This window comes from Paraburkholderia largidicola, assembly GCF_013426895.1.
GTDB lineage: Bacteria > Pseudomonadota > Gammaproteobacteria > Burkholderiales > Burkholderiaceae > Paraburkholderia > Paraburkholderia largidicola.
Map to the genome: position 1 here is coordinate 2553825 of NZ_AP023175.1, position 26000 is coordinate 2579824.

Annotated in this window: 26 protein-coding genes; 14 read left to right on the forward strand and 12 right to left on the reverse strand. The window is 63.5% G+C overall.

What is annotated here, in order from left to right:
• Window positions 1–2: 2 nt before the first annotated feature.
• Window positions 3–785 carry a (2Fe-2S)-binding protein gene (locus tag PPGU16_RS28150; RefSeq protein WP_180723643.1) on the reverse strand — a complete coding sequence of 261 codons (783 nt, stop codon included), beginning with the start codon at window positions 783–785 and terminating at the stop codon, window positions 3–5.
• A gap of 410 nt (window positions 786–1195) precedes the next feature.
• Complete coding sequence (locus tag PPGU16_RS28155) at window positions 1196–2488, reverse strand: aspartate carbamoyltransferase (protein ID WP_054935205.1); 1293 nt, start codon at window positions 2486–2488, stop codon at window positions 1196–1198.
• Between the two features lie 85 nt (window positions 2489–2573).
• On the opposite strand from PPGU16_RS28155, the gene PPGU16_RS28160 reads away from it, so the two are divergent.
• The 5 genes from PPGU16_RS28160 (at window position 2574) to PPGU16_RS28180 (ending at window position 6044) form a co-directional block, all read left to right on the forward strand.
• On the forward strand, window positions 2574–2768 hold the full coding sequence (locus PPGU16_RS28160; RefSeq protein ID WP_180723644.1) for a hypothetical protein: 195 nt from the start codon (window positions 2574–2576) through the stop codon (window positions 2766–2768).
• Between the two features lie 125 nt (window positions 2769–2893).
• A complete protein-coding gene (gene dapA, locus PPGU16_RS28165; RefSeq protein WP_180723645.1) occupies window positions 2894–3757 on the forward strand; it encodes a 4-hydroxy-tetrahydrodipicolinate synthase in 864 nt (287 codons plus the stop codon).
• A gap of 296 nt (window positions 3758–4053) precedes the next feature.
• Window positions 4054–5184, forward strand: a complete 1131-nt coding sequence (locus PPGU16_RS28170; RefSeq protein ID WP_180723646.1) for a M23 family metallopeptidase — start codon at window positions 4054–4056, stop codon at window positions 5182–5184.
• Window positions 5177–5560, forward strand: coding sequence for a hypothetical protein (locus PPGU16_RS28175; RefSeq protein ID WP_180723647.1), 384 nt, complete (start codon window positions 5177–5179; stop codon window positions 5558–5560). Before PPGU16_RS28170 ends, PPGU16_RS28175 begins: the two co-directional genes overlap by 8 nt.
• Before the next feature lie 37 nt (window positions 5561–5597).
• Window positions 5598–6044, forward strand: a complete 447-nt coding sequence (locus PPGU16_RS28180) for a bactofilin family protein (RefSeq protein WP_180725237.1) — start codon at window positions 5598–5600, stop codon at window positions 6042–6044.
• 22 nt (window positions 6045–6066) lie between these two features.
• Here the strand turns inward: PPGU16_RS28180 and PPGU16_RS28185 are convergent, their stop codons facing one another.
• On the reverse strand, window positions 6067–8136 hold the full coding sequence (locus tag PPGU16_RS28185) for a putative bifunctional diguanylate cyclase/phosphodiesterase (protein WP_180723648.1): 2070 nt from the start codon (window positions 8134–8136) through the stop codon (window positions 6067–6069).
• Window positions 8137–8326: 190 nt separating this feature from the next.
• Entirely contained in the window at window positions 8327–8761 is a 435-nt protein-coding gene (locus tag PPGU16_RS28190; RefSeq protein WP_180723649.1) for a rhodanese-like domain-containing protein, read from the reverse strand.
• A 101-nt stretch (window positions 8762–8862) separates the two neighbouring features.
• Here PPGU16_RS28190 and ftrA point away from each other — a divergent pair, with 101 nt between their 5' ends.
• From ftrA to PPGU16_RS28210, 4 genes are all read left to right on the forward strand, one after another.
• A complete protein-coding gene (gene ftrA / locus PPGU16_RS28195) occupies window positions 8863–9828 on the forward strand; it encodes a transcriptional regulator FtrA (RefSeq protein WP_180723650.1) in 966 nt (321 codons plus the stop codon).
• A gap of 52 nt (window positions 9829–9880) precedes the next feature.
• Entirely contained in the window at window positions 9881–10453 is a 573-nt protein-coding gene (locus PPGU16_RS28200) for a nitrogen fixation protein NifQ (protein WP_180723651.1), read from the forward strand.
• A gap of 277 nt (window positions 10454–10730) precedes the next feature.
• A complete protein-coding gene (locus PPGU16_RS28205) occupies window positions 10731–11789 on the forward strand; it encodes an ABC transporter substrate-binding protein (protein WP_180723652.1) in 1059 nt (352 codons plus the stop codon).
• Window positions 11790–11888: 99 nt separating this feature from the next.
• Complete coding sequence (locus PPGU16_RS28210; RefSeq protein WP_180723653.1) at window positions 11889–12812, forward strand: recombination-associated protein RdgC; 924 nt, start codon at window positions 11889–11891, stop codon at window positions 12810–12812.
• A 98-nt stretch (window positions 12813–12910) separates the two neighbouring features.
• Here the strand turns inward: PPGU16_RS28210 and PPGU16_RS28215 are convergent, their stop codons facing one another.
• Entirely contained in the window at window positions 12911–13132 is a 222-nt protein-coding gene (locus PPGU16_RS28215) for a hypothetical protein (RefSeq protein ID WP_180723654.1), read from the reverse strand.
• 139 nt (window positions 13133–13271) lie between these two features.
• A complete protein-coding gene (locus tag PPGU16_RS28220; RefSeq protein WP_180723655.1) occupies window positions 13272–14180 on the reverse strand; it encodes a glutamate/aspartate ABC transporter substrate-binding protein in 909 nt (302 codons plus the stop codon).
• 206 nt (window positions 14181–14386) lie between these two features.
• On the opposite strand from PPGU16_RS28220, the gene PPGU16_RS28225 reads away from it, so the two are divergent.
• Window positions 14387–14815 carry a hypothetical protein gene (locus PPGU16_RS28225; protein WP_180723656.1) on the forward strand — a complete coding sequence of 143 codons (429 nt, stop codon included), beginning with the start codon at window positions 14387–14389 and terminating at the stop codon, window positions 14813–14815.
• A 9-nt stretch (window positions 14816–14824) separates the two neighbouring features.
• Here PPGU16_RS28225 and PPGU16_RS28230 read toward each other — a convergent pair whose 3' ends face one another.
• Complete coding sequence (locus PPGU16_RS28230) at window positions 14825–15757, reverse strand: LysR family transcriptional regulator (RefSeq protein WP_180723657.1); 933 nt, start codon at window positions 15755–15757, stop codon at window positions 14825–14827.
• Between the two features lie 131 nt (window positions 15758–15888).
• On the opposite strand from PPGU16_RS28230, the gene PPGU16_RS28235 reads away from it, so the two are divergent.
• Entirely contained in the window at window positions 15889–16746 is an 858-nt protein-coding gene (locus tag PPGU16_RS28235; RefSeq protein ID WP_180723658.1) for an NmrA family NAD(P)-binding protein, read from the forward strand.
• 763 nt (window positions 16747–17509) lie between these two features.
• Here PPGU16_RS28235 and PPGU16_RS28240 read toward each other — a convergent pair.
• The gene (locus PPGU16_RS28240) at window positions 17510–19834 is read right to left on the reverse strand and encodes an FdhF/YdeP family oxidoreductase (protein WP_180723659.1); all 2325 of its coding nucleotides are present in this window, start codon (window positions 19832–19834) and stop codon (window positions 17510–17512) included.
• A 193-nt stretch (window positions 19835–20027) separates the two neighbouring features.
• On the opposite strand from PPGU16_RS28240, the gene PPGU16_RS28245 reads away from it, so the two are divergent.
• Both PPGU16_RS28245 and PPGU16_RS28250 read left to right on the forward strand, forming a co-directional pair.
• Window positions 20028–21455, forward strand: a complete 1428-nt coding sequence (locus PPGU16_RS28245) for an aminotransferase-like domain-containing protein (RefSeq protein ID WP_180723660.1) — start codon at window positions 20028–20030, stop codon at window positions 21453–21455.
• A gap of 30 nt (window positions 21456–21485) precedes the next feature.
• Window positions 21486–21794 carry a helix-turn-helix domain-containing protein gene (locus PPGU16_RS28250; protein ID WP_180723661.1) on the forward strand — a complete coding sequence of 103 codons (309 nt, stop codon included), beginning with the start codon at window positions 21486–21488 and terminating at the stop codon, window positions 21792–21794.
• 24 nt (window positions 21795–21818) lie between these two features.
• Here the strand turns inward: PPGU16_RS28250 and PPGU16_RS28255 are convergent, their stop codons facing one another.
• Together PPGU16_RS28255 and PPGU16_RS28260 are read right to left on the reverse strand one after the other, a co-directional pair.
• Complete coding sequence (locus PPGU16_RS28255) at window positions 21819–22973, reverse strand: FUSC family protein (protein WP_180723662.1); 1155 nt, start codon at window positions 22971–22973, stop codon at window positions 21819–21821.
• Window positions 22974–23003: 30 nt separating this feature from the next.
• Window positions 23004–23615 (reverse strand): LysE family translocator, encoded by a 612-nt coding sequence (locus PPGU16_RS28260; RefSeq protein WP_180723663.1) that lies wholly within the window; start codon window positions 23613–23615, stop codon window positions 23004–23006.
• Window positions 23616–23696: 81 nt separating this feature from the next.
• Between PPGU16_RS28260 and PPGU16_RS28265 the strand changes: the two genes are divergently transcribed.
• Window positions 23697–24263, forward strand: coding sequence for a GNAT family N-acetyltransferase (locus PPGU16_RS28265; RefSeq protein WP_243460621.1), 567 nt, complete (start codon window positions 23697–23699; stop codon window positions 24261–24263).
• 73 nt (window positions 24264–24336) lie between these two features.
• On the opposite strand, the gene PPGU16_RS28270 is transcribed toward PPGU16_RS28265, so the two are convergent.
• On the reverse strand, window positions 24337–25398 hold the full coding sequence (locus PPGU16_RS28270; protein ID WP_180723664.1) for an alkene reductase: 1062 nt from the start codon (window positions 25396–25398) through the stop codon (window positions 24337–24339).
• 74 nt (window positions 25399–25472) lie between these two features.
• The gene (locus PPGU16_RS28275) at window positions 25473–25802 is read right to left on the reverse strand and encodes an ArsR/SmtB family transcription factor (RefSeq protein WP_180723665.1); all 330 of its coding nucleotides are present in this window, start codon (window positions 25800–25802) and stop codon (window positions 25473–25475) included.
• Between the last annotated feature and the right edge of the window lie 198 nt (window positions 25803–26000).

The window sequence follows — 26000 nt, forward strand, 5'->3', positions numbered from 1 at the left end:
CTTTACGCGACGTCGCTCGTCTTGATGACGAACGTCGAGTAGCTGTAGTCCGTGCCGGTGCCGACCGTGCCGCGATGCGCGGATTGCACGGCCGCGACGATATTCACGTACGCGCCGCAGCGGCAGATGTTGCCGCTCATGCGCTCGCGGATTTCTTCATCCGTCAGTTTCGGCGGACGGCGTCGCACGTCTGCCGTGACCGTGCTGGCCGTGCCGGCGTCGAACTCCGAGAGCAAAGCTGTCGCCGAACAGATTTGCCCCGGCGTACAGTATCCGCACTGGAACGCGTCCTGTTCGATGAACGCGCGTTGCACGGGGTTCAGCGTGCCGTTGCTCGCGAGTCCTTCCACTGTCGTGATCGCTTCGCCTTCGTGCATCACGGCGAGCGTGAGGCACGCGTTGATGCGTCGTCCATTGGCGAGCACGGTGCACGCACCGCATTGCCCGCGATCGCAGCCTTTCTTCGTTCCAGTGAGACCGGCGTATTCGCGTAGCGCGTCGAGCAGCGTCACGCGCGGCTCGAGTTGCAGCGCGTAATCGCGGCCATTGATGTTGAGCTTCACGGCGCGCGGCGGTACCGTTGTGCGTGCAACGGGCTGTGCTGCGGGCGGCGTTTGTGTTTGCGCATGCGCGTGCGGTGCGGCGCCTACCGCCGCCGCCGCGGCAGCCGATTGCAGGAAGCGGCGGCGCGAATTGCTGGATGGCGAGACGTCATGCTCGTCCTGGCGGGACGTGGGCGCATCGTGTTGCGGGCACGAACCCTGACAGTCGATATCGTGGGACATGATGTTCTGCTTGCTCCATGGAAGTTCGATGCAGGCTTGCGTCACATCGAACCCGAAGCGGGCGCCCGTGCATGGCAAGCCTTGTCAATGAGCAATTTCGATGCCGCTGGTGCAGAACATCACAGGACGACCGCACACGCGGCGAACGGCTTTCTCAAGCGACTTCACACTGCGTTTGGCGCGGCGCAAGGTACAAGGTTGCGGCGTGTTCGCGCACCGTTGAAAGCACGTGTTGATCGTGGCACATCCGCCGTGGCGCAGCGGTGACGGATAGATGGCGCCAAGATGGCGGGAGGATGGCGTATACGCCATGCGTCGAACGACTTCAGGCGCGATGCAAAAACAAAAACGCGCGTCGAACCTCGACGCGCGTTTTACATGAACCAGCAACGCATCAGCGTACCCGCCGATCAATCGATGCCATGAAACACCGCATCGTCCGGACCGAGATAGGCGGGCGGACGCCATGCGGCATCGCGCATCGAATGTTGAACCAGTTTCTCGACGCCGAGCAGCACCGCGAAGATCGCCATCCGCACGGGAATGCCGTTGTCCGTCTGGCGGAAGATCGCGAGGCGCGAATCGTGGTTCAGGTCGGTGCTCAGATCGTTTGCGCCGGGGCGGCTGTCGCGCGGCAGCGGGTGCATGATCAGTGTGTCCTGGCCGCACACGGTATCGACGAGCGCCTGATTGATCTGGAAGTCGGGCGTGTAGCCTTCGAACGATTCATCGGCGAAGCGCTCCTTCTGGATGCGCGTCGCATAGACGACGTCCGCGCCGCGCAGGCCGTTGGTGAGATCGTGCGTCTGTTCGACGACGTGTCCGTTGCGCGAGATCTGATCGACGATATACGCGGGCATTTCCAGCGTGGGCGGCGAAATCAGCGTGAACTTGATGCCGCGATACAGCGCGAGCAGCTTGACGAGCGAATGCACGGTGCGCCCGTATTTCAGATCGCCGACCAGCGCGATATGCGCGCCATCGACGATCTTGCCCAGACGCGAGAACTCGCGCTGAATGGTGTACAGGTCGAGCAGCGCCTGGCTCGGGTGCTCGCCGGGGCCGTCGCCGCCGTTGATCACAGGAATGTTGGTGGCGCGCGCGAACTCGGCCACGGAGCCTTGGTCCGGGTGGCGGATCACGAGGGCATCGACGTAGCCGGACATCACGCGGCTCGTGTCATAGATCGATTCGCCCTTGGCCATCGACGAAAACGTGAAGCCCGTCGTGTCGCACACCGAGCCGCCCAGGCGGCAAAACGCCGCGCCGAAGCTCACGCGGGTACGCGTGCTGGCCTCGAAGAACAGGTTGCCGAGCACCGCGCCTTCGAGCACGCGCGAGATTTTCCGGCGCCGCGCGATGGGCTGCATGATGTCGGCGACGCGGAACAGCGCTTCGACGGCGTCGCGCGAGAACTGATCGACGGACAGCAACTGCGGCTTGCCTTCGAACAGCATCTGGCTGGCCAGCGACTGCGAATCTACGCTTTGCGTATGTTTTTCGGCGGGCGCGCCGTTGACGACGATTTCCGACACGAAGCGCTCGACGATTTCCGGCATGGCGCGCGATTCCTGTGAATCGTCGGGCAGCAGCCACGTGTCGAGTGCGCGCTTCGACACGCCGATGCGCGTCGCGAAGCCGTCGCGGGTGAGATTCAGACGCCGCATCGCGTCACGGAGAAATGCTTGTTGCGGGACGCTCATGGGCTGCCTCTCTTTTCGTCAGGAGATCGGGTGGATGTACGCGGTGCGTATATTAATTCGCCGGGCGAGGAAGTCAAGGAATTTCGTGCATCAATCCGTCCGGTGCGGCTGTTTTCGCCTGCGCCGGCGAAAAGCTCGCGGCAGCAGGCGCGGATTTGCGGTTACACTGCCGGACATGGAAAACGGCTCATTGCTTCGTGATCGTGTGGAAACGGGTGCGCATCTGCGTGCCGCGCTCGCACGCGCCGCTTCCAAAGCCAAAAAACAGTTGCTCATCTGACCGGAGCTGCTGTTCCGTCAGATGCGCGACGGAACAGCCTCGATCAACGGTCCTCGACACTCCCGCTTCTGATCCTGCTGCCTCGCCGCTGAACGGTTCCCGTACGGTCGCGTTCGAGGAAAGTCATGTCCAATTTTTCCGGTATCTGGATTCCGCTTGTTACCCCGTTTTCCGCAAACGGCACGGTCGATCACGATGCGCTGCGCCGCCTGATCAAGCTCTACGCCGCCGCAGGCGTCGCGGGTGTCGTCGCGCTCGGCACGACGGGCGAGCCGTCGTCGCTCGACCCCGGCGAGCAGGAGGCCGTGCTCGCGACCACGCTCGACGCGGCGGGCCGCGCGCTGCCGGTGATCGTCGGCGTATCGGGCAATAACGCGCACGGCATGCGCGAGCGCGTGTTGCGCCTGAACGCGTTGCCGCTCGCGGGCGTGCTGATTTCGGCGCCTTACTACGTGCGGCCGTCGCAGGCGGGCATCGCCGCGCACTTCACGATGCTTGCCGACATGAGCGAGCATCCCGTGGTGCTGTACGACATTCCCGCGCGAACCGGCGTGCGCATCGAACTCGACACGCTGCTTTCGCTTGCGGCTCATCCGCGCATTCAAGCAATCAAGGACTGCGCGGGCTCGCTCGACAAGACGCACGCGCTGATTCTCGACGGCCGGCTGCAAGTGCTCGCCGGCGACGACATCCGCCTCTTCGACACGCTTTGCATGGGTGGCAGCGGCGCGATCGCGGCGTCGGCGCACGTGTGGCCGGAGCGTTTCGTCGCGCTCGATCGCGCGCTGAAGGCGGGGCGTCTGGATGAAGGGCGCGCGCTGTTCCATTCGCTCGTGCCGTTGATCGGCGCGCTGACAGCCGAGTCGAACCCCGCGCCTGTGAAGGCGGCGCTTGCCGTGCAAGGTCTGATGCAAGGCGATTTGCGCGCGCCGATGACGCAGGCGAGCGAAATATTGCGGGAGCGTTTGCAGCAACTGCTTGCCGTCTGAATTTGCTCGGCGGGTTGCGTGACTTCGTCTGCGTCGACCGCACACGGAGTCACGCAAACGCACACGCGGACATGCGACGAATCCGATGTCGTCCAATTTGAGATGCGGGCCTCGCGGATGGCATGATAATTCGCGCCACCGTTTTCCCATCAACGAGATCGATTCGTCATCCTGCGTATGCTGGTTCACCGCAACACCGCGCCGTCTGTCGCGCGTATCACGACATTTGCGGCGTCTTCGTCGCTCGCATGCCTGTCGCCGCGCATCGTCATGATCGGGACGCAGGGCGGCTGCTGATGTCGCTGATCTGGGGAACCGGCAAGAGCCTGACGAACGGCTCGGTGCGCTTCGTCACGCGGCACACCGCGCTGACCCTCGCCGCGCTCGTCGCATGCTGCAGTTCGGCGCTGGCGTTGACGGCGGGCATCGTGATCGGCCGCGATCATCCGAAGCGCAACGCGGCCTTGCAAGCCAGCGACAGCCGCGTCGCCCGCGACTACACGATCGCGGAACTCGGCAAGCTGAATGCATCAATCGAGCAGATGCAGCCGCGTCTGACGCAGCTCGCCTCGCAGGTCGCGACGCTGCACGATTTCGAAACGCGTTTGAAGACGATCAAGTCCCTGCCGCGCCCCGTGTTCGCGCCGCCCGTGTTGTCGGCGAGCGACGTGCTCGGTGACGATGCAGGCGACGACGTGACTGATGTCGCGCGGCAGAAGACGGGGAAGTCCCGGCCGTCGGCGAAGGGCGGCGCAAGCGCCGCTCCGAATCATGATGCGGACGTCCCTGAAGGCCCGTCGACGGGGAGCCCCGCCGGACAGCCAATCGACAAGGCCAGCGAAGCCGCCGCAGAAAGCGGCGAAGGCGGGCCATCGCTGCCGCCGCGCCGTTGCGACGAACTGATCGGCCACCCGGCGCGCGACGCGCTGGCGATTCACGATCAGATCGCCTGCCTCGTCACGACGCTGTCGGCGCTCGAACAGGAAACGACGCCGCACGTCGCGAACTGGGAGTCGTTCCCGGGCCGCATGCCCGTCGATGGCGCGCGTTTCGGCTCGCCGTTCGGCAATCGCGTCGACCCGTTCACACATCACCTCAGCTTTCATCCGGGCGTGGATCTCGTCGCGCCGCCGGGCACGCCGATTCTCGCCGCAGCGGGCGGCCGCGTGGTTCACTCGGGCCCGCAAGGCGGCTATGGCAATGCCGTCGAGATCGATCACGGCAACGGCCTGATCACGCGCTACGGGCACGCGTCGAAGATCGTCGTGCAGGAGGGTGATCTCGTGCTGCCGCGCCAGCATATCGCCGATGTCGGCTCGACGGGCCGCTCGACGGGCCCGCATCTGCACTTCGAAGTGCTCGTCAATGGCGCGCCTGTCGATCCGACGGACTATCTCGCACTGTTCATGGGGCCGTCTCATGGCTGATTTGCTTCGCTCTGGCCGGCGGCGCGGGCACGTTCGCGGGCATGTCGTGGCGCAGCGCGCGTATGCGTTGCAGCCCGTGCGCTCGCGCGCGGTGTGCATCGGCGTGTGGGTGCTCGTTTGCATCGCGTGCATGGCGGCGGGCGCGGCGGCGATGCGTGGCCACGTGAGGGCCGATGTGTCAGCCGATCCGCCTTGCGTTGCGCCCGCAGCGCACGACGCGTTGCAAGACGCGCTGGCGCGCGCGCAACTGGCGTTGAAGCAGGAAGCGGCGTCGCGCGCCAGTGTGCAGAAATCCGCCGACGCGCTCACCGTCGAAGTGCGCCGGCTCCAGGCGCAAGTTCTGTTTCTGCAGGGTCAAAGCCGTTCGCACCGCTGAGGCGGGGCGCATGTTCAACTTCATCCCGGTATCGATTATGTTCAGCAAGAAGAAGTCACCCGGCGTCTCCCAGAACAAACTGGCGACCCTCATTGCACACGACGTACACATCACGGGCGACGTCGAGTTCAGCGACGGCCTGCGCATGGACGGCCACGTGAAAGGCAATGTATCGGGCAAAGCGGGATGCGAGACGCTGCTGGTGCTGAGCAATCGCGGCTCGATCACGGGCAACGTGTACGGTTACGACCTGATCGTCAACGGCCGGATCACGGGCGACGTGATCGCCGACCACTTCGTCGAGCTGCAGGAGAACGCGCACATCACGGGCAACATCTACTACCAGCAGTTGCGGATGGATGTGGGCGCATCGGTGGATGGCAAGCTGGCGCGGCGCGATACGACCCCCGTGCCGGCGAGCCCGCATATCGAGCCCGCGACGTTCGCTTTACAACAGGCCCGGGCGTCGACCGCGGATCAGTGACGGGTCTGGACGGCCGCTCACGTCACGTCGTCGGCATGCGCTCCTGAAGCAGTTCGCTGAACGCCTCGGCCGTAAGCGGCTTGCCGAGCAGGAAGCCCTGCATTTCGTCGCATTGCAGGTCCTTGAGCTTGTCGAGCTGCGATGCCGTTTCGACGCCTTCCGCCACCACGTCCATTTCCAGCGAATGCGCGAGCGCGATGATCGCCTGCACGATCGCGCTGCCTTCATGGCCGTCGGCATCGAGGCCGCTCGTGAAGAAGCGGTCGATCTTCAACTGCTTCACGCGAAAACGCTGCAGATAGGCGAGGCTCGAATAGCCGGTGCCGAAGTCGTCGATTGAAATTTCGAAGCCGCTGTTCTGGAACTCGCGGATCATTTCGGTCGTCTTGGCCGCGTCCTGCATCGCGACTGTTTCCGTGATCTCGAACATGATCTGGCTGCATACGACGCCTTCTCCACGCACGATCTCCAGCATCTTCGTGACCAGGTCCGGCTGTGCCATCTGGCGCGGCGACAGGTTGATCGCGACTTTCATCGACGGCAGGCCGGCGTTTTCCCAGCGGCGAATCTGGCGGCAGGTCTCGCGCACGACCCAATAGCCGATCTCCACGATCTGCCCGGAACGCTCGGCGATCGGGATGAAGTCCATCGGCGCGAGCACGCCGAGTTCCGGGTGATTCAGGCGGATCAAGGCTTCCGCGCCTGCCACCTCGCCGCTGTCGCCGCGGAATTTCGGCTGGAAGTGCAGCGAGAAATAACCCTTGCCGAGCGCCTCGTGCAGCGCCCGCTGGATCTTGAGCGTGCGCATCGCCGCTTCGTTCATGTGCGCTTCGAAGAACCGGTACGTGCTGCGCCCGCCGCGCTTCGCTTCGTACATCGCGGCGTCGGCGTGTTTCAGCAGCTCGTCGACGGAATGCCCGTCCTGCGGATACAGCGAAATACCGATGCTCGGCATGATCTGCAGCATCTGGCTTTGCGTGCTGATGCCTGCGCGCATCCGTTCCAGCACGGCCTCGGCCATCCGTTCCGCGTCGCGAGGCGCGCCGAGGTTTTCGGCCAGCACGACGAACTCGTCGCCGCCGAGCCGCGCGACGGTATCGACGTTGCGCACGCATTGCCGCAGGTGCTGCGCGAACGATTTCAGCACTTCGTCGCCGAACGCGTGGCCGAGCGAATCGTTGATCGTCTTGAAGCCATCGAGGTCCATGAAGAGGATCGCGAAGCCGCGGTGGCTCAGCTTCGACGCGTGAATCGCGCGCTCGATGCGCTCGTTCAGCGTGCGGCGGTTCGGCAGATCGGTGAGCGTGTCGTAGGTAGCGAGCCGCACGATCTGGTTGTTCAGTGACGAAACCGAACCGGCCAGGAAGGTTGTGCGTGCATCGAAGCGCGACAGGATCAGCGTGACAATGAGAATTGCGAACGTGAACAGGATGATCGTCGTCGCGAGCCACTGCGCGTTGACGCCGCGCGCGGCGCCGCACACCGAGCCGGGCAGGAAGTCGGCGGCGGCCATGCCCGTGTAGTGCATGCCCGTGATCGCGACGCCCATTACGCAAGCTGCGCCGATGCGCTTGAGCAGCACGCGATGCTGGCGCGAATCGCGTAGCGTATGAGCGATCCACAGCGCGGCGATCGACGCCGCGATCGCAATCACGACGGACGCGGCGAACAGACCCGGACGATAGTGGATGCCCGGTTGCATCTGCATCGCGGCCATGCCGGTGTAGTGCATGCCGGCGATGCCGAAGCCCATCAGCAGGCCGCCCGTGACGAGGCGCTTGACGGAGAGCGTCGGGCGCGCCACCTGGATCAGCGCGAAGTACGACACGATCATCGCGATGACGAGCGAGTAGCTGGTGATCGCGAAGTCGTAGCCCAGCGGAATAGGCAGCGAGAAGGCCAGCATCCCGATGAAGTGCATCGACCAGATGCCCGTGCCCATTGCTGCCGCGCCGCCTGCCAGCCAAAGGTGGCGCAGGCGGGCGGATGCCATGGTCGAAATACGTCCGGCCAGGTCGAGCGCCGTGAATGAAGCCAGTGTTGCGACGGCGAGCGACACGACAACCAGACCCAGATGATAAGTGCTCTGCATGTCAGTTCCGTCGCAAGAGGAAGTTCCCTCGACTGGTTAACGGCAGCACTTCTAAAACATTGAGCACTTTTTTAAAAGTTTTATTCGAAGATTTAGCGAAAGAGTTTGAAAGCGCTTTAGCGGCTTTTGAAGTCTTTTAAAGGCATGAAATCGCCCGCGCAAAATGGCGGGCGAAATATTCCGTCGAAGCTCAGGGTTCCTGTCCCACTTCTGTAGAGGCGCATGCCGCCTGCGTTTCCAGCGCGAAGCCTTCGTCGAGCCAGCCGGTCACGCCACCGATCATGATTTTCACGGGCCGGCCGAGTTTCGCGAGCCGGATTGCGCCACGCGTCGCGCCATTGCAATGCGGGCCGGCGCAATAGGTCACGAATAGTGTATCGGCCGGATATTCGCTTAATTTAGACTCGATGATTTTTCTGTGCGGCAGATTGATCGCGCCCGGAATATGGCCGCGCGCGAAAAGCTCGGGGCTGCGCACGTCGAGCAGCACGAAGTCGGCGTGGCCCGATGCGAGGCTGTCGGAGACGTCCCAGCAGTCGGTCTCGAAGCGCAGCGACGACTCGAAATGCGTGAGCGCGCTTGCGCTGTCGGCGGCGGGCATGGCGCTGACGGTGGACGGGATCATGCGTGTTCTCCTTGTCGATGGCGGGGATGATGTGTCGATTATGGGCAGCGGGCCGCATGTTCGTAAGTGGCGCAATCGTCAATCTCCGGTAACATCACGCCATGCAAGATCATCTCGTCGCGGCGCTCGTCTACGACCGCCTGTGCACTTTCGAATTCGGCTGCGTGACCGAACTGTTCGCGCTCGAGCGTCCGGAACTCGGCGTGACGTGGTATCGCTTCGCCGTCTGCGCGGTCGAACCCGGGCCGATCCGTGCGGCGGGCGGGATCGGCATTGCCGCGCCGTATTCGCTCAAGATGCTCGATCGCGCGTCGACGATCGTCGTGCCCGGCTGGCGCGATCCGGACGAGCGTCCGCCCGAGCCGCTGCTGAAAAAGATCCGCGCGGCCGTCGAGCGTGGCGCGCGGGTCTGTTCGATCTGCTCGGGCGTGTTCGTGCTGGCCGCGGCGGGTGTGCTCGACGGCAAGACGGTCACGACCCACTGGCGATACGCGGAGAAACTGCAGCAGCGCTTTCCGCAACTGCGCGTGAAGCCCGATGCGCTCTACGTCGACGAAGGGCAGGTGATTACGTCGGCGGGTTCGGCGGCGGGGCTCGACATGCTGTTGCATCTGGTGCGGCGCGACTACGGCAGCGCGATTGCGAACCGGGTCGCGCAGCGGCTCGTCGTGCCGCCGCATCGCGAGGGAGGCCAGGCGCAGTTCGTGCCGCGTCCGATGCCGCAGGACGACAGCGGCCGTCTCGCGCGTCTGATGGACTATGTGCGCGCCAACCCAGCGCTCGAGCATACGCTGGCGTCGCTCGCGGATCAGGCGGCGATGAGTCCGCGCACGTTGCAGCGGCAGTTCCGCGACGCGACGGGGATGGCGCCTTACGAATGGCTGATTCGCGAGCGCGTGGCGATTGCGCGCGAGTTGCTGGAATCGCCCGCCGATCTGCCGATGTCGCGCGTCGCGGAACTGGCCGGCTTCGGGTCCGAGGAGTCGCTGCGGCGGCATTTCCGGCGCGTGGCGTTGACGAGCCCGGGCGCATATCGCAAGAAGTTCGGCGCGTCGGCTGTGACGTGATGTTGCTGCGCTATGCTGGATGCCGGAATCGATGCGACAGGGGGCGATTGGCATGACAGCGGACTCGAATCACGCACGCGACGCGGAAGTCGCGCGGTTGCTCGATCATGCGCCGCAGCGCAACGCGGCCGATACGATCATGTTCGCGCGGCTGATCGGCGCGAAGCTCGCGAGCGGCGAACTGCTGCATCTCGGCTTGACGCGCGCTGCGCTCGACGCGTTGCGCGCCCGTCATTTCACCGAGGCAGCGCCGCTGCGTGCCGTGCCAGAGCACATTACCGCGAGCGAGCACCAGCCTTTCGTCGATGCATTGCGTGCTTTCCTGCTGCATCACGAGTCCTCGCTCGCGGCGACGGATGCCGACGCGCAATGCCTCGCGACGATCATCGCCACGGCGTGCCTGCGTCCCGATCACTTGTGGCGCGATCTCGGACTCGATGGGCGCGACGACGTGACGGCGATCCTGACTCGCCACTATCCGCAACTCGTCGCGCGCAACACGGATAACACGCGCTGGAAGAAATTTCTCGCGCGCGAACGGGCGCTGTCCGAAGGCCGCGCGCCTGTGCCCGCGCCGGGCTGCCCCGGCTGCGAAGACTACGCCTTCTGCTACCCGTCACGCTGAACCTGCCTGCGCGCTGAGCGGGACGCTCCGCGCAAACCCGGCCGTAGAAACCCGAAGTTGAGCGGGACTCATACCCGGCATCAAAAAACATCGCTTCATCGTCGAAAAAACGGACCGCACAATCGCGATGCCATGTCACGCCCTTGCGTCGACGCGGCGGGTCGCGACATCCGCGCGGCCGATCACAACAAGATTCGAGACCTTCCCGGCAAATGCATTTGCATGGGACGGGAGTAAGCGCTCAAGCGCTAACTCCCATCGACAATGGAGACATTCGATGATGCGATCTTTCAAGCTGCTCGCCGCCGTTGCCGTTGCGGCAACCGCTCTCACGGCAGGCAGCGCGCACGCCGCCGACAGCAACGCCGCGAAATCCGGAAGCTGGTGCAGCGCGGGCAAGACCGTGCACTTTGCGGGCATCACGTGGGAAAGCGGCGCGTTCGCGACGGAGGTGCTGCGACAGATTCTGGAGAAAGGCTACGGCTGCAAGACGGACGTCGTGCCGGGCAGCACGGCCGCGACGGAAACCGCGCTCGCGCATAACGACGTGCAGATCTGGGCCGAGCAATGGACGGGCCGCAGCGAGATCACCGCGAAAGCCGTCGAGACGGGCAGCGTGAAGCTGGTCGGCGATACGCTGCCGGGCGGCACGAAGGAAGGCTGGTTCGTGCCCGACTACGTCGTGAAGGGCGATCCCGCGCGCGGCATCAAGGCATCGGCGCCGGGACTCGCATCGGTGGCGGATCTGCCGAAGTACAAGAACGTCTTCACCGACGATGAAGAACCGAACAAGGGCCGCTTTCTGAACTGCCCGAGCGGCTGGGATTGCGAGCGCGTCAACACGCGGCTCCTGAAGGTACTCAAGCTGGATGACGCCTACACGAACTTCCGTCCCGGCACGGGCGCGGCGCTCGATGCCGCGATCGCATCGGCCTACACGCGCGGCGCGCCGATCCTGTTCTACTACTGGGGCCCCGCCGCGCTGATGGCGAAGTACAAATTGACCGAGCTGAAAATGCCCGCGTTCAACGACGCGTGCTGGCAGACGCTGCGCAACGAGAGCAGCACGCAGCAATGCGCGTCGTCGTATATGGTGTCGCACGTGACGGTCGGCGCCTCGACGCCGTTCTACAACGCCGAGCCGCAACTGATGACGATGTTCACGAAGGTCAAGTTTCCGATGGACTTCCTGAACGCGACGATTCTCGACATGAGCGTCAAGAAACTCGACGCGCAGACCATGGCCGCGCTGTTCCTGCGCACGCATCCGGAAATGTGGAAGACGTGGGTGCCCGCCGATGTCGCAGCGAAGGTGCAGGCGGGTCTGGCGAGCTGATTTCGCACAGAAGGCGGCGTGGTGAAAACGAAAAGCGGAAGCAAAAATCCGCCGCGCCGCCATCGTCATATAGAATGACGCGCTTTGCCCGTTCTCGCCATGTGGTTCAAGAATCTACAGCTTCACCGTCTTCCCGCTCCGTGGAAAGTGAGCGTCGAGCAAATGGAAAAGTGGCTCGAGCCGCACGCGTTCCAGCCGGCCAACAGCGTGGAGACGACGCGCCAGGGCTGGGCGTCGCCGCGCAATGACGGCACGCTCGTCTACTCGTCCAACAAGCAGCTGCTGCTCACGTTCCGCGCGGAAAAGAAACTGCTGCCGGCGTCCGTCGTGACGCAGGTGACGAAGGCCCGCGCGCTGGAACTCGAAGAGCAGCAGGGCTTCAAGCCGGGCCGCAAGCAGATGCGCGACCTGAAAGAGCAGGTCACCGACGAACTGCTGCCGCGCGCATTCAGCATCCAGCGCGATACGCGCGTGTGGATCGACACCGTCAACGGCTGGCTCGCGATCGATTCCGCATCGCAGGCGCTGGGCGACGACGTGCTCGGGCTGCTGGTGAAATCAGTGGATCGTCTGCCGATCATGAGCGTGCGCGTCGCGCAGGCGCCCGTTTCCGCGATGACCAACTGGCTGCTCGCGGGCGAAGGCCCCGTCAATTTCACGCTGGACCAGGACACCGAATTGCGCTCGCCCGCAGAGGGCAACGCGACGGTGCGCTATGTCGGCCACGCGCTCGAAGCGGACGATATGCGCCGTCATATCGAAGCGGGCAAGCAGTGCATGCGCCTGGCGATGACGTGGAACGACCGCGTGTCGTTCGTGCTGACGCCGTCGCTGACCATCAAGCGCGTCACGCCGCTCGACGTCATCAAGGAAGCCGCCGACCCGACCGCGCAGAACGACGACGAACAGTTCGAGTCCGATTTCACGCTGATGACGGGCGAACTGGCGAAGATGCTGGACGGCATCGTCGATGCGCTCGGCGGCGAACTCGACGACGGCATTGCGCCGGCAAAGGCCGCGTAACGCACGTCAGCGCGCTGTAACGCCAGCCAGCCGACACAGAAAGGCCCGCGCGAAGCGGGCCTTTTCATTTGCGCTGGGCGCGCTGCGTGCGGCGCGGATCAGTCGAACATGTTCCTGAACGCAACGGCGACGATCACGGGCACGCACATTACGAGCGGGATCGCGAAGTAAGGCACTTCGAGATCGACGTACCAGCTATAGACGAGCCAGCCGATGCCCGCACACAGCGTGCCGATGCCGATGAGCGCGGTCAGAATGTTCAGCGTCGTGGGCGACGGTTTCCAGCGCGTCTTTTGTTCTTTGGGCGAAGGCGAGTTCATTGCGGCTCCGGAGCGGATCGTCACGAGTTTCGATTCGTTCGATTTTACTCCGGCGGCATGCGCGCGGCTCAATAGCCGTCGCGCTGCCGCGCCGCCCTGAAAGCGCAGTGAAGGCTGACGCAAGCCTCGCCTGCAAGGTTTACTCGAATGCCTTGTCGTTCGGATTCTTGTAGAGCGCACGCAGGTTGACGCTCATCGGAAAGTCGAAGTTCATGTTCTTCGGCGGCACGGGCTTCATGAACCACCGGTCGTACATCGCGTCGATCTCGCCGCTCTTCATGACCTGCGCGAGCGTGTCGTCGACGATCTTGAGAAACGCCGGGTCGCCCTTGCGCAGCATGAAGCCATACGCTTCCGACGATTGCGGCGTGCCGACGATCACCCAGTCGGCGGGCTTCGCGGTCAAGGTGCGCGTGCCCGCGAGCAGCACGTCGTCCATCATGTACGCGACGGCGCGGCCCGTCTCCAGCGTCATGCGGCCTTCGCCGTAGTCCTTCGCGCTGATGATCTGCATGTTCATCTTCTTTTCTTCGTTCATCTTGCGCAGAATGCGTTCCGACGTCGTGCCCTGATTCGTCACGACCGTTTTGCCCGCCAGATCGGGAAAGTCCTTGACGCCCGAATCCTTGCGCGTGAGCAGGCGCGTGGTCGCGACAAAGAACGTATCGCCGAACGCGACCTGGTTCTGACGCGACGTGAGGTTCGTCGTCACGCCGCATTCGAGATCGACGGTGCCGTTCTGCACCAGCGAAATGCGGTTCTGCGACGTGACGGGAATGAAGCGCACCTGCAGATTGGGCTTGTGCGTTTTGGCCTTCACCGCATCGATGATCCGGTTGCACAGGTCCTGCGAAAAGCCGATCACCTGATTGCTCGCATCGACATATGAGAACGGCACTGACGTCTCGCGATGGCCGATCGCGATCAGATTGGCGGCCTCGACCTTGGCGAGCGTCGGCTGCGCGTCCTGCGCGGTGGCGTTCGTCATCGTCGTGAGGCAGGGCGCCGCGACGCACAGGGCAAGTGCGAGCGAAGTCAGTCGGTTCATTGCAGGTCCTCTGGTTGAATCGGTAGCGTGTTTACGAATGTTGCCATGAAAATAATTATTGCAACATATGTTTTACCCTTAAATGTGGTCGCAACGGCTGGCGCGCGGTCATGTGCGTGGCACGCGGCGGTGGCATGATGAATGCAGCGGTGCGTTCCTCTGTAGCCCTGTGTACTTGTCCATCAACAAAATCAAGGAGAAAGCCGATGCACGCCGTTCGCCAATGGATCGCCGGAATTGCCCTCGCCACGACGCTCGCCGCGCTGGCCCCGCTGCCTGCCGCTGCCCAGACCAACCCCGAAACGATGCCGCCGCCAGCGCCCGCGGGGGACGGCACATTCCTGCTGACGATCTTCCTGAAGCACGACCAGTCGAAGCCGCTGCCGAAGATCAACCAGCAACTGGCCGATCAGGGCTTCTACAAGGCGTTTCCGCCGCCCGGCATCGAAGTGGTGTCGTGGTACGTGATGATGGGGATCGGCCAGGTCGTGACGCTGCGCGTGCCCGCTAACCGCCTGCGCGAGGTGAACCGCGCGATCGAGGAGACCGCGTGGGGCGGCTACAGCACCGATTTCTACCCGACCTACGACTACAAGGCGATCGCCGAGCAGGCGCGGGCGAAAAACGGCAAGTGAGCCGCCGCGTCAGTACCACGGCTTGTCGTTGAGCGGCGAGCCGGTGATCTTGACGATGAACTCGAGAAACGCGCGCACCTTCGCGGACGGATGACGCCGCGAAGGGTAGAGCGCGTAGAGCGGAAAGCGCTCGTCGGGCCAGTCGGGAAACAGATCGACGAGCCGGCCGCTGTCGAACAGCGGCTGCGTGCCGAGCGCCATGATCTGCGCGATCCCGTGGCCAGCGAGACATGCACCGTGCATCGTCGAGACGTCGTTGACGGTGAGGCGGCCGCGCGCGTCGATGATGACTTTTTTGCGCGGCCGGTGAAATTCCCACACGAACGGCCGTCCCGTTTCCGGATCGCGGTACTGGATGCAATTGTGCGGCTCGCGTTCGAGATCGGACGGCTTGAGTGGCCTGCCATGCTTCTTCAGATAACCAGGGGACGCGGCCGTCACGATGCGCGTGTCGAGCAGCCTGCGCGCGACGAGCGTCGACGGGCGCGGCTCGCCAAAGCGCACCGCGAGATCGAAGCCGTCGGCGACCATGTCGCCGAGCTGATCGCGCGTGATCAGGTCGAGATCGAGTTCCGGATAACGCGCAACGAATTCGCCGATGCGCGGGCTCAGCACGATCTTCGAGAAGAACGGATCGACGTTCACGCGCAGCCGTCCGCGCACGGCGGTCGCGCCGCCTGCCGCCGATGCGGCGGCTTCTTCGAGGCCGTCCATGAGCGGCACGATCTGCTCGTACAGGCGCAGGCCTTCGTCGGTGAGTTTGACGGTGCGCGTGGTGCGATCGAACAGGCGGATGCCGAGCCGCGCCTCGAGCCGCGCGACCGAGCGGCTCACGCCGGATTGCGACATGTCGAGCCGTTCGCTTGCGCCCGCAAAGCTGCCGCTTTCGACGATCGCCGTCAGCACGCCCATGCCGTTGAGAATCCGTTCGTCGAACGACATGGTGTGTTCCTCGTTTGATGAGGATGACATTGTGTCATGAATCAAATGACACTGATGTCATGGTGTAAAGCACTGCGGAAGACCAGAATCAATCCCGACGCAAGCAATTTTTCATTGAACGGGAGTGTGGGATGTACGCAATTACGGGTATCACGGGTCAGGTGGGCGGTGTAGTCGCGAGGACGCTGCTGGCGCAGGGCAAGAACGTGCGCGCGGTGGTGCGCAGCGAGGAAAAGGGCGCGCCGTGGGCCGCGCAAGGCTGCGACGTGGCGCTTGCCGAGATGCATGATCGGGATGCGCTGCGTCGTGCGTTCGAGGGGGCGGAAGGCGTGTTCGTGCTGCTGCCGCCCGTGTTCGATCCGTCGCCGGATTTTTCGGAGTCGCGGAGGAATATTGCCGCGCTGCGGGTTGCGCTGAGCGAGGCGAGGCCTACGCGGGTGGTCGTGCTGTCGACGATTGGCGCGCAAGCCGCGCAGCCTAATCTGCTGAATCAGCTTGGCATCATGGAGCAGGAGTTGGGCACTCTGCCGATGCCTGTTGTGTTCTTGCGTGCTGCGTGGTTCTTTGAGAACTTCGTATGGGACGTTGAGCCGGCTCGTGAGACGGGTGTGATTCCGAGCTTTCTTCAACCGCTCGATAAGCCGGTGCCGATGGTGGCGACGGATGATATTGGGCGCGTTGCCGCGGCATTGCTTCAGGATGCCTGGGAGGGGGCGCGGGTTGTCGAGCTTGAAGGTCCGCGACGCGTTACGCCGGATGAGATTGCAGCTGCGTTTGCCGATGCACTGGATCGGCCGGTGCGGATGCAGCTTGTTCCGCGTGACGAGTGGGAGTCGTTGTTTCGGGCGCAAGGGATGAAGAATCCGCTGCCGCGTATGCAGATGATCGATGGGTTTAATGAAGGGTGGATCGAGTTTGAAGCGCCTTCGGCGGTGGTTAAAGGGGATGTTGCGGTTGAAGTGGTGATTCGACGGTTAGTGAGGGGATAGTGGATTTTGTTCGCGCGGCGTGGGTGGTTTTGGTTTGCTGGTGTTGTGCGGTGGCATCCGCGTTTTGTAATTGGTGCTTCACGCGTTGCCCCTGTGCGGGGCGGCACCTACTTTTCTTTGCCGCCGCAAAGAAAAGTAGGCAAAAGAAAGCGGCTCACACCGCCAGCACGTGTGTTTATCCACGGGCCCCCAACGTCCCCACACTTCACACCGCAACGTACTTGTTTGCGAGCGTTGCCAGCGCTTCGAACAGATGCCTCACCCGCTTCAGACACCTGCACAAGGGCCAGCGGCAGCGAGTTATATGCGCCGCCCAGGTGGCAAACTGTGTGTAGGTTTTCGCATCGCATAACCTGGCGCTCCTACAGGGTGGAACGCATGCGCTATCGGTCCGGAGTGAGGCGTGTGAGGCTCTACGACCTACACACAGTTTGCCACCTGGGCGGCGGCGGACTGTCTGACGCCGCGTGCCGCGACGCGGGCAGATGAAGCGGGTGAGGCGTTCAGAGAGAACGTTGGCAACGCACGCGAACACGCGCGTTGCCGTGTGAAGCGTAAGACCCTGTGGGGGCCCTCAGGCAAACACAAGAACTGGCGGTGTTAGCCGCTTTCTTTTGCCTACTTTTCTTTGCGGCGGCAAAGAAAAGTAGGTGCCGCCCCGCACAGGGGCAACGCTAGTGAACCAATAACATCACGCGGATGCCAGCAAAACCACAAGCAAACCACACCAGCGTCGCAGACACCAGAGCAAAAAAACCCTACATCAAGCAGCCCGCGCCGCAGGCGCATCAGACGCCCACAACAAAACCGGAATCGACTTCGAAGTCGGCGTATTACAAACATCAGCAACGCTATTCAACGGCACAAGCGGATTCGTCTCCGGATAATAAGCCCCGAGACACCCACGCGGAATGTCATACTCGACGAGCATAAACCGCTCAGCGCGCCGCTCGATGCCATCATCCCAGATGGTTTCCATATCGACCCAATCGCCAGCCTTGAACCCAAGCATCGCGATATCGGCAGCATTCGCAAACACCACGCGCCGCTGGTTATAAACCCCGCGATAGCGATCATCGAGCGCATAGATAGTCGTGTTGTACTGATCATGCGACCGCGTCGTCATCAAGGTCATCGCACGCTCGCCATGCAACTTGCGGGCACGCTGAATGGGCGTATCGCGCTGAATCTGATGCACGACGAAGTTCGCCTTCCCCGTGCCAGTCTTCCAGTCACGCTCGCGCGAAGCCACGCGTAAATGAAAACCGCCCGGCTGCTCGATCCGCTTGTTGTACTCGTAAAAACCGTCGACCGACCACTCGATCGCATCGCGAATCTTCGCGTAGTCATCCGCGTAACCGAGCCAGTCCGCTTTCGCGCTGCCAAGCGTCGCCTCGGCGATCTGCGCGACGATACGCGTCTCCGACACGAGATTGGCCGACGCAGGCGTATTCATCCCGTACGACACGTGCACCATGCTCATCGAGTCTTCGACGGTCACGCCTTGCGCCACGCCATTCTGCAAATCGATTTCAGTGCGACCGAGCGTCGGCAGAATCAACGCTTCGCGACCATGCACGAGATGGCTGCGATTCAGCTTGGTCGTGATGTGCACGGTCAGATCGCACGCACGCAGCGCGTCCCACGTACGCGGCGTGTCGGGCGTCGCAATCGAGAAGTTGCCGCCCAGGCCAATGAACACCTTCACGTGACCTTCGAGCATCGCTTCGATCGTTTCGACCACGTCGTAGCCATGCCCGCGCGGCGGCTCGAAATCGAACACCTTGCCGAGGCGGTCGAGAAACGCGTCGCTCGGCTTTTCCTCGATGCCGACCGTGCGGTTGCCCTGCACGTTCGAGTGGCCGCGCACCGGGCACAGGCCCGCGCCGAGACGGCCGATATTGCCGCGCATCATCATCAGGTTCGACAGCATGTGCACCGTCGGCACGGAATGCTTGTGCTGCGTAATACCCATGCCCCACGTCGAGATCACGCGCTTGCCGTTCGCGTAGATGCGCGCCAGGTTCTCGATGTCTTCGCGCGGCACGCCCGATTCTTCGACGAGCGCTTCCCAGCTCTGCTCGCGCAGATCGGCAGCGAATGCGTTGAAGTTCGCCGTGTGCTCTTCGATGAACGCGACATCGAGCACGCGCTCGGCGTTCTGTTCGACGGCGAGGTCGTCGAGTTCCAGCACGCGCTTGGCCACGCCCTTGATCAGCGCGAAGTCGCCGCCGATCTTCGGCTGGACGAACGTCGACGCAATCTGCACGCCCGACGTCAGCATGTCCGCCACGTGCTGCGGGCTCGCGAACCGTTCCAGGCCGCGCTCGCGCAACGGGTTGATCGACACGATCGTCGCGCCGCGCTTCGCCGCGTCGCGCAGTTCGTTGAGCATGCGCGGATGGTTCGTCGCCGGGTTCTGGCCGAAGATCAGCAGCGTGTCGGCGTGCTCGAAGTCTTCGAGCAGCACCGTGCCCTTGCCGATGCCGACCGTCGTCGGCAGGCCGCGGCTCGTCGCCTCGTGGCACATGTTCGAGCAGTCGGGGAAGTTGTTCGTGCCGTACATGCGCACGAACAGCTGGTACAGGAACGCAGCTTCGTTGCTGGCGCGGCCCGACGTGTAGAACGCGGCCCGATGCGGGCTGTCCAGCCCTTTCAGGTGCTTCGCGATCAGTTGATACGCAGCGTCCCACGAAATGGGCTGGTACTTGTCCGTCAGCGGATCGAACACCATCGGGTCAGTGAGGCGGCCGTGCTGTTCGAGCGTGTAATCGTCCTGCTTCATCAACTCGTCGACGGTGTGCTCCGCGAAGAACGCGGGCGTCACGCGCTTGCTCGTCGCTTCCGCCGCAACGGCCTTCACGCCGTTCTCGCAGAATTCGAACGTCGACGCGTGCTGGCGGTCCGGCCATGCGCAGCCCGGGCAGTCGAAGCCGTCCGGCTGGTTCTGCCTGAAAAGCGTCTTGTACTTGCCCCCGGCGACCTTCTCCTTGACGAGATTGATCGCGACGTACTTCAATGCGCCCCATCCAGCGGCAGGCCCGGTGTACGGTTCGATGCGGCCCGGTTTGGTGCTGGTCTTGTCCATGTGTTCTTGTGTCCGGTGTGGCTTGATGTTGACGCTAGGGTAGTGGGGAATACGCGTACCCGGCGTGTACACAATGTGCGATAGAAAAAGAGTACAGTTGCGACTGTTATCGACTGAAAGGCTCAATTTCGGTGAACTGTGCTCAAAAATTGGGCGCGGCGCCCGTCCGCTGTGCCTGCGACAGAGGCATCTCTTGAAGCTTTACGAAGAACTGGCGAAGGAAATCGAAGGGCAGATCCGGCGCGGCGTGTTCCGTCCGGGCGAGCGCGTGCCGTCCGTGCGGCAGACCAGCCAGCACCGGCAGATCTCCATCACGACGGTGCTGCGCGCGTACCTGATGCTCGAGAGCAAGGGCGTGATCCAGAGCCGTCCGCAGTCGGGCTACTTCGTGCGGCTCGGCGCGAACGACGCGCCGCCGCCCGTGCAGGAACTCGACGTATCGAAGCCGATCGCCGTGTCGGCGCAGGTCGACGTGAGCCGGCTCGTGCTGTCCACGTTACGTTCCATCGGCAGCGACGAGGCCGTGCCGCTCGGCTCGCCGTATCCCGATCCCAGTCTGTATCCGTTCCAGAAGATCAACCGCTACGCGCATGTGATCGGCCGGCGCAAGACGCAATGGGGCGTCACCGACGAGCTGCCTCCCGGCAATCCCGACCTGATCCGGCAGATTGCGCGACGCTATCTGGAGAACGGCATCGCGATCGATCCGAACGAGATCGTCGTGACGGTCGGCGCAACGGAAGCGATCAATCTGTGCCTGCAGGCGGTCGCGAAACCGGGCGACACGGTCGCCGTCGAATCGCCCACCTTCTACGCGATGCTGCACGCCATCGAGCGCATGGGCATGCGCGCAATCGAAGTGGCGACCCATCCGCGCGAAGGCATCGACCTCGGCGCACTCGCGCAGATACTCGACAAGCGCAAGATCGCCGCGTGCATGGTGATGCCGAACTTCCAGAATCCGCTCGGCTTCCAGATGCCCGACGACAAGAAGCGCGAACTCGTCAAGCTGCTGACGCGGCACGATGTGCCTGTCATCGAGAACAACGTCTATCACGAGCTGTACTTCGGCGACGTGCATCCCGGTGCGCTGAAAAACTACGACAGGAAAGGGCTGGTGCTGCATTGCGCGTCGTTTTCGAAGACGCTTACGTCCGCGTACCGGATCGGCTGGGCGATGCCGGGCCGCTACCGCGAGCAGGTCGAGAAGCTCAAGTTCCTCAACACGCTGACCACGCCGTCCATTCCGCAACTCGCGATTGCCGAGTATCTGAAGCAGGATGGCTACGAGCATCATCTGCGCAAGCTGCGCAAGGGCCTCGCGCAGCGCGCCAAACTGATGACGACGATGGTCACGCGCTTCTTTCCCGAAGGCACGCGCGTGTCGCATCCGATGGGCGGCTACGTGCTGTGGGTCGAGCTGCCGCGCAGCGTCGATTCAATGCAGCTCTACAAGCTCGCGCTGGAGCATGGCATCACGGTTGGCCCGGGCTATATGTTCTCGACCACGGACGGGTATAGCCATTGCATCCGCTTGAATTACAGTTACGCATGGTCGCCGGAAATCGAGAGCGCGCTGGTGACGGTCGGCAAGCTGGCGGCCGCGAGCATGCGCGAATGAACAGACGTTTTCGTCGAGAGGAGAACCGACGTGAATCCGAATGATGCGGCACACGACAAGCATTGCGAAGACGATGACGACGACAACGAGCTCGATCCTACTGTCGAGCAACTACTGATGCTGCTTTGGGAAGCGTCGCGTGAATCGCCCGACAAGCCATGGTCGCTCGCGAAGATCAGCAAGCGCGCCGATCTCCCGATGAGCACGCTGCGGCGCTATTTCACGCAGTTGCAGTCGGCGGGCGTGATCGCCGTGCAGATGGACGAGGAAGGGCGCGGCTCGGCGTCGCTGACGGGCGAAGGGCTGGAGCTGTGCGAGGCGCTGTTTGGCGAGCCTTGAGAAGCATCGAAGTCTGCGCGACGCTTACGGCGTGGCTTCTTCCGAAACCGGCAGAAACGACAGGCGCGACGCGAGCAGCATCACGCACGTGAGAATCACAATGCCCGTCAGGATGCCCGCGAGCCGCAGCATGGCGGCGTGTGGATCGGCGGACCATGCATGGTCCTGCACGAAAACCATGATGAACGCGATCGTGAACTGCCGCCCGATATAGCTCGCGCCCTGCTTGCCCGTCTGTACGTGGCAGCCCGCCCAGATGCCTGCCGCCAGCGCGAGCAGGGAGAGCACGATCTGGCCTTGCATCAGCGGTAAAAGCGCGATCCCGACCGCCCCCGCGATCAGGCAGCCCACCATGCGTTGCACCATCTTGTCGGCGACGGGCTTTTGCGAGCGCACGACGACGGAAGTGGGCGGCAGGATCATCACTGCGATCGTCGTCACCAGCGCTTGCGCGAAGCCGGGCAGATTCAGCGTGTAGGTGAGCGCCGCGAGAATCGCCACCGCAATGCCCGCCTGCACGCCCAGCACCATGCGCGCGTGGCGCAATGTTTCGAAGGTGGGCGGCGCGGCATTCGCGTTAGCGGTAGCCGCCGCGACGACTTTCGACGCAGGCCGTCGCCGCTCATACCAGCTGATGCCGACATGAAACAGCCCCGACACGAGGAGGCACGCAAACGTGCCGACGCACACCTCGGCGACGCGCAGCATCGCAAACGACGCCGTCGGGCCGAATGCGATCAGCTTGTGCGCCTCGAACGTGACCAGCACCCACGTGATGCCGCCCAGCACCCACGCATACGACGCCGACGAGCCGTTGCCGCGATAGACGCAGAAGCCGCCGATCACGCCCAGCACGGGCACGAACAGCCACGGACGATCGCCGATGATGGGGCCCAGCAGCGTGCCGAGCAGGCCGCCGAGAATGGTGCCGAGCACGCGATGCAGCGCGCGTTGCGCGGAAGCCGAGAAGCGCGTCTGCATCACGGCGAAACCGCTGATAGCGGCCCACCAGGTGTACGGCAGATGCAGCAGATGCGCGAGCGCCACCGACAGCACGACCGAGATCACCGCTTCGACGCCGAACAGCGCGCGCTCGGGCGTCGGCTTCCAGGCGGCAAGCTCGCGGCCGAGCGCGGCCACGGCTTCACGGCCGATCTGCGTGAACATGCGGGCGCGCATGCGAACCTCGTCGAGAGGGAAGGGGTGAGTTCAGCGCGTGGCGATGGCGGCCGCAGCGCCCGCCATCATCGTCGCGCTGGTGCGGTTCGCGATCTTCACCGCGCGGCGGCTGGTCAACAGCGTGCGCGCCTTGACGGCGGCGAGCGCCCAGATGAAATCGACGGACATCAGCACGGCGAGCATCGTCAGCGTCAGTTCGAGCCAGGCGAGCGTGCCGACGCGCGACAGGTCGACGATGGTCGGCAGCAGCGCCAGATAGAAAACCATGATCTTGGGATTGCCAAGCGTGACCATCAGCCCCGCGACGAACATGCGCCACGGCGACTGGCCGCTCGGCAGCGTGCTTTCGTGGACGTCGGTGGGCGCGAACCACATTTTCCACGCGAGGAACAGCAGATACCCGACGCCCGCGAACTTCAGCGCGATGAATACGAGCGCGAACGTATGCGCGACGACTGCGAGGCCGGCGACCGCGCAGGTGAGCCACAGCGCTTCGCCGATCCACATCGCCGCGAGAAACGGCAGCACGTCCTTGAAGCCGTTGGTGAGCACACGCGCGACGAGCGCTGCGATGCTCGGGCCAGGCGAGCCGGCGGCAACGATCAGCGCGAGCGCGAAGACGAGAAGACCGGAAAGTGCCATCGAACGACTCCTGTGCGAGAGGGTCTGTGGCTGGATTATATCGGCGTGGCGGGTTGAGTTGCGCGGGCAAGCAGTGTCAATATGTCCGCTGAGACTCTGCCAGCCAATCCGATGCAACTGCCTGTCGTTCATTACCGGCCTGCCGTGCCCGAAGATGTTCCGTCGATCCGCGTCGTTGAATACGAAGCGGCGCAGCGTTTCGTCAGCGTCGGGCTGACGGGCATTGCAGCCGCGCGCCCGATGGATGCGCCGTTCGTGCTGAAGAAGGTGGGCGCGGCGGAAGTGATCGTCGCGCAGTGCGACGGCGAATGTGTCGGTTTCGTGATGTTCGCGGTGCTGCGCGGGCGCATCTATGTCGAAGCGCTCGATGTCGTGCCCCAGCATGCGGGGCGGCGGATCGGCGCGGCCTTGCTCGATCATGTCGACGCCAGGGCGCGCGAGACAGGCGCGACGCATGTCGAACTGTCGACGTTCCGGCATGTGCCGTGGAATGCGCCGTATTACCAGCGGCTCGGCTTCAGCGTGCTGGACGACGATGAACTCGATGCCGCGCTGCTGCGCATCCGGAATCTGCGGATCGCGCGTGGTGTCGATGAAACGAAGCGCGTGTTCATGCGGCGCGCGGTGAAGTCCGCTGGGCATGAATGAAAAAACGCGGCGGGAATGACTCCCCGCCGCGTTCGTTGCGATACCGGCTGTCAGTTTCCAGCCCGGCGCGAGATCAGTTGACGGTTTCCAGCGCCGGATAGTCGGTGTAGCCGGCTTCGCCTTCCGCATAGAACGTTGCGGGAACCGGCTCGTTCAGCGGTGCATCCAGTTCGAAGCGACGCACGAGGTCCGGATTCGCGATATACAGCTTGCCCCATGCGACGGCGTCCGCTTCGCCAGCGTCCAGCACCTGTTGCGCGCTTTGCTTCGTGAACTTTTCGTTGGCGATGTACACGCCGCCGAATTCCTTCTTCAACAGCGGGCCGACGCGATCGTCGCCGATCGCTTCGCGTGCCGCGATGAACGCGATCTTGCGCTTGCCCAGTTCACGCGCGACATAGCCGAACGTCGCGGCGGGATCGGTATCGCCCATCGTGTGCGAATCGCCGCGCGGCGCGAGGTGCATGCCCACGCGATCCGCGCCCCACACGTCGATACACGCGTCCGTCACTTCGAGCAACAGGCGCGCACGGTTTTCGATCGAGCCGCCGTATGCGTCGGTGCGCTTGTTGGTGCTGTCCTGCAGGAACTGGTCGAGCAGATAGCCGTTCGCGCCGTGCACCTGAACACCGTCGAAGCCCGCCTTCTTCGCGTTTTCCGCGCCCTTGCGATACGCGGCGACGATGCCCGGAATCTCCGAGATGTCGAGTGCGCGCGGCGTCACGTACGGGCGCTGCGGACGCACGAGGCTCACGTGGCCTTCTGGCGCGAGCGCGCTCGGCGCGACGGGCAGTTCGCCGTTCAGGAACACAGGGTCCGACACACGGCCGACGTGCCACAGTTGCAGGAAGATCTTGCCGCCTTCCTTGTGGACGGCGTCCGTCACGAGCTTCCAGCCTTCTACCTGTTCATCCGACCAGATGCCCGGCGTGTCGGCATAGCCGAGGCCTTGCGGCGTCACGGACGTGGCTTCGGAAATGATCAGGCCGGCCGTTGCGCGTTCGGCGTAGTACTTCGCCATCAACGCGTTGGGCACGCGCACGTTGCCGGCGCGCTGACGCGTGAGCGGCGCCATCACGATACGGTTTTTCAGCGTGATATCGCCAATCTGGAGCGGGTCGAAAAGTGTCGGCATGTGTTCAATCCTTGCGGGCGCATGGCCCGATGTGTCAAGACTGCATTCAGGGAGAGCGAAGACGCTGGCGTGAATCAGAGATCCGCGTTCATGTGCGCGAGGAACGCCTCGATGACGGCCTCGTTGCGCTTGAAGAACACCCATTGACCGACACGTTTCGACGTGATCAGCCCCGCGCGCTGTAACGCGGCGAGGTGCGCGGACACCGTGGACTGCGACAGACCGCAGCAGTCGTCGAACTGTCCGGCGCAAACACCGTGTTCGTACGACAGCTCCTGCTCCGGGAAATACTTATCCGGCTCGCGCAGCTTCGCAAGAATCACGCGACGCGCCGGGTTGGCCAGCGCCTTGTGGATCGCGTCGATGTCGATATCAGTAGTCTTCGGGTTGGGCTTCGTGCTCATGAAACAGCGGACAGACTCTCTGGCCGGAACGTCGGCGTCTGAATCGCTATGGACCGAATCTTATATCGGAATTTAACGATATGCGTGGATGGCCTTACTGGCAATGGGGGTGATAGCCCCGGTCCCCACATTCAAAAAGTCTGCAGTTTTGCCGGAGATCGCCGACTATGATTAACGTGTCCGAGGCTGCAGCATCCG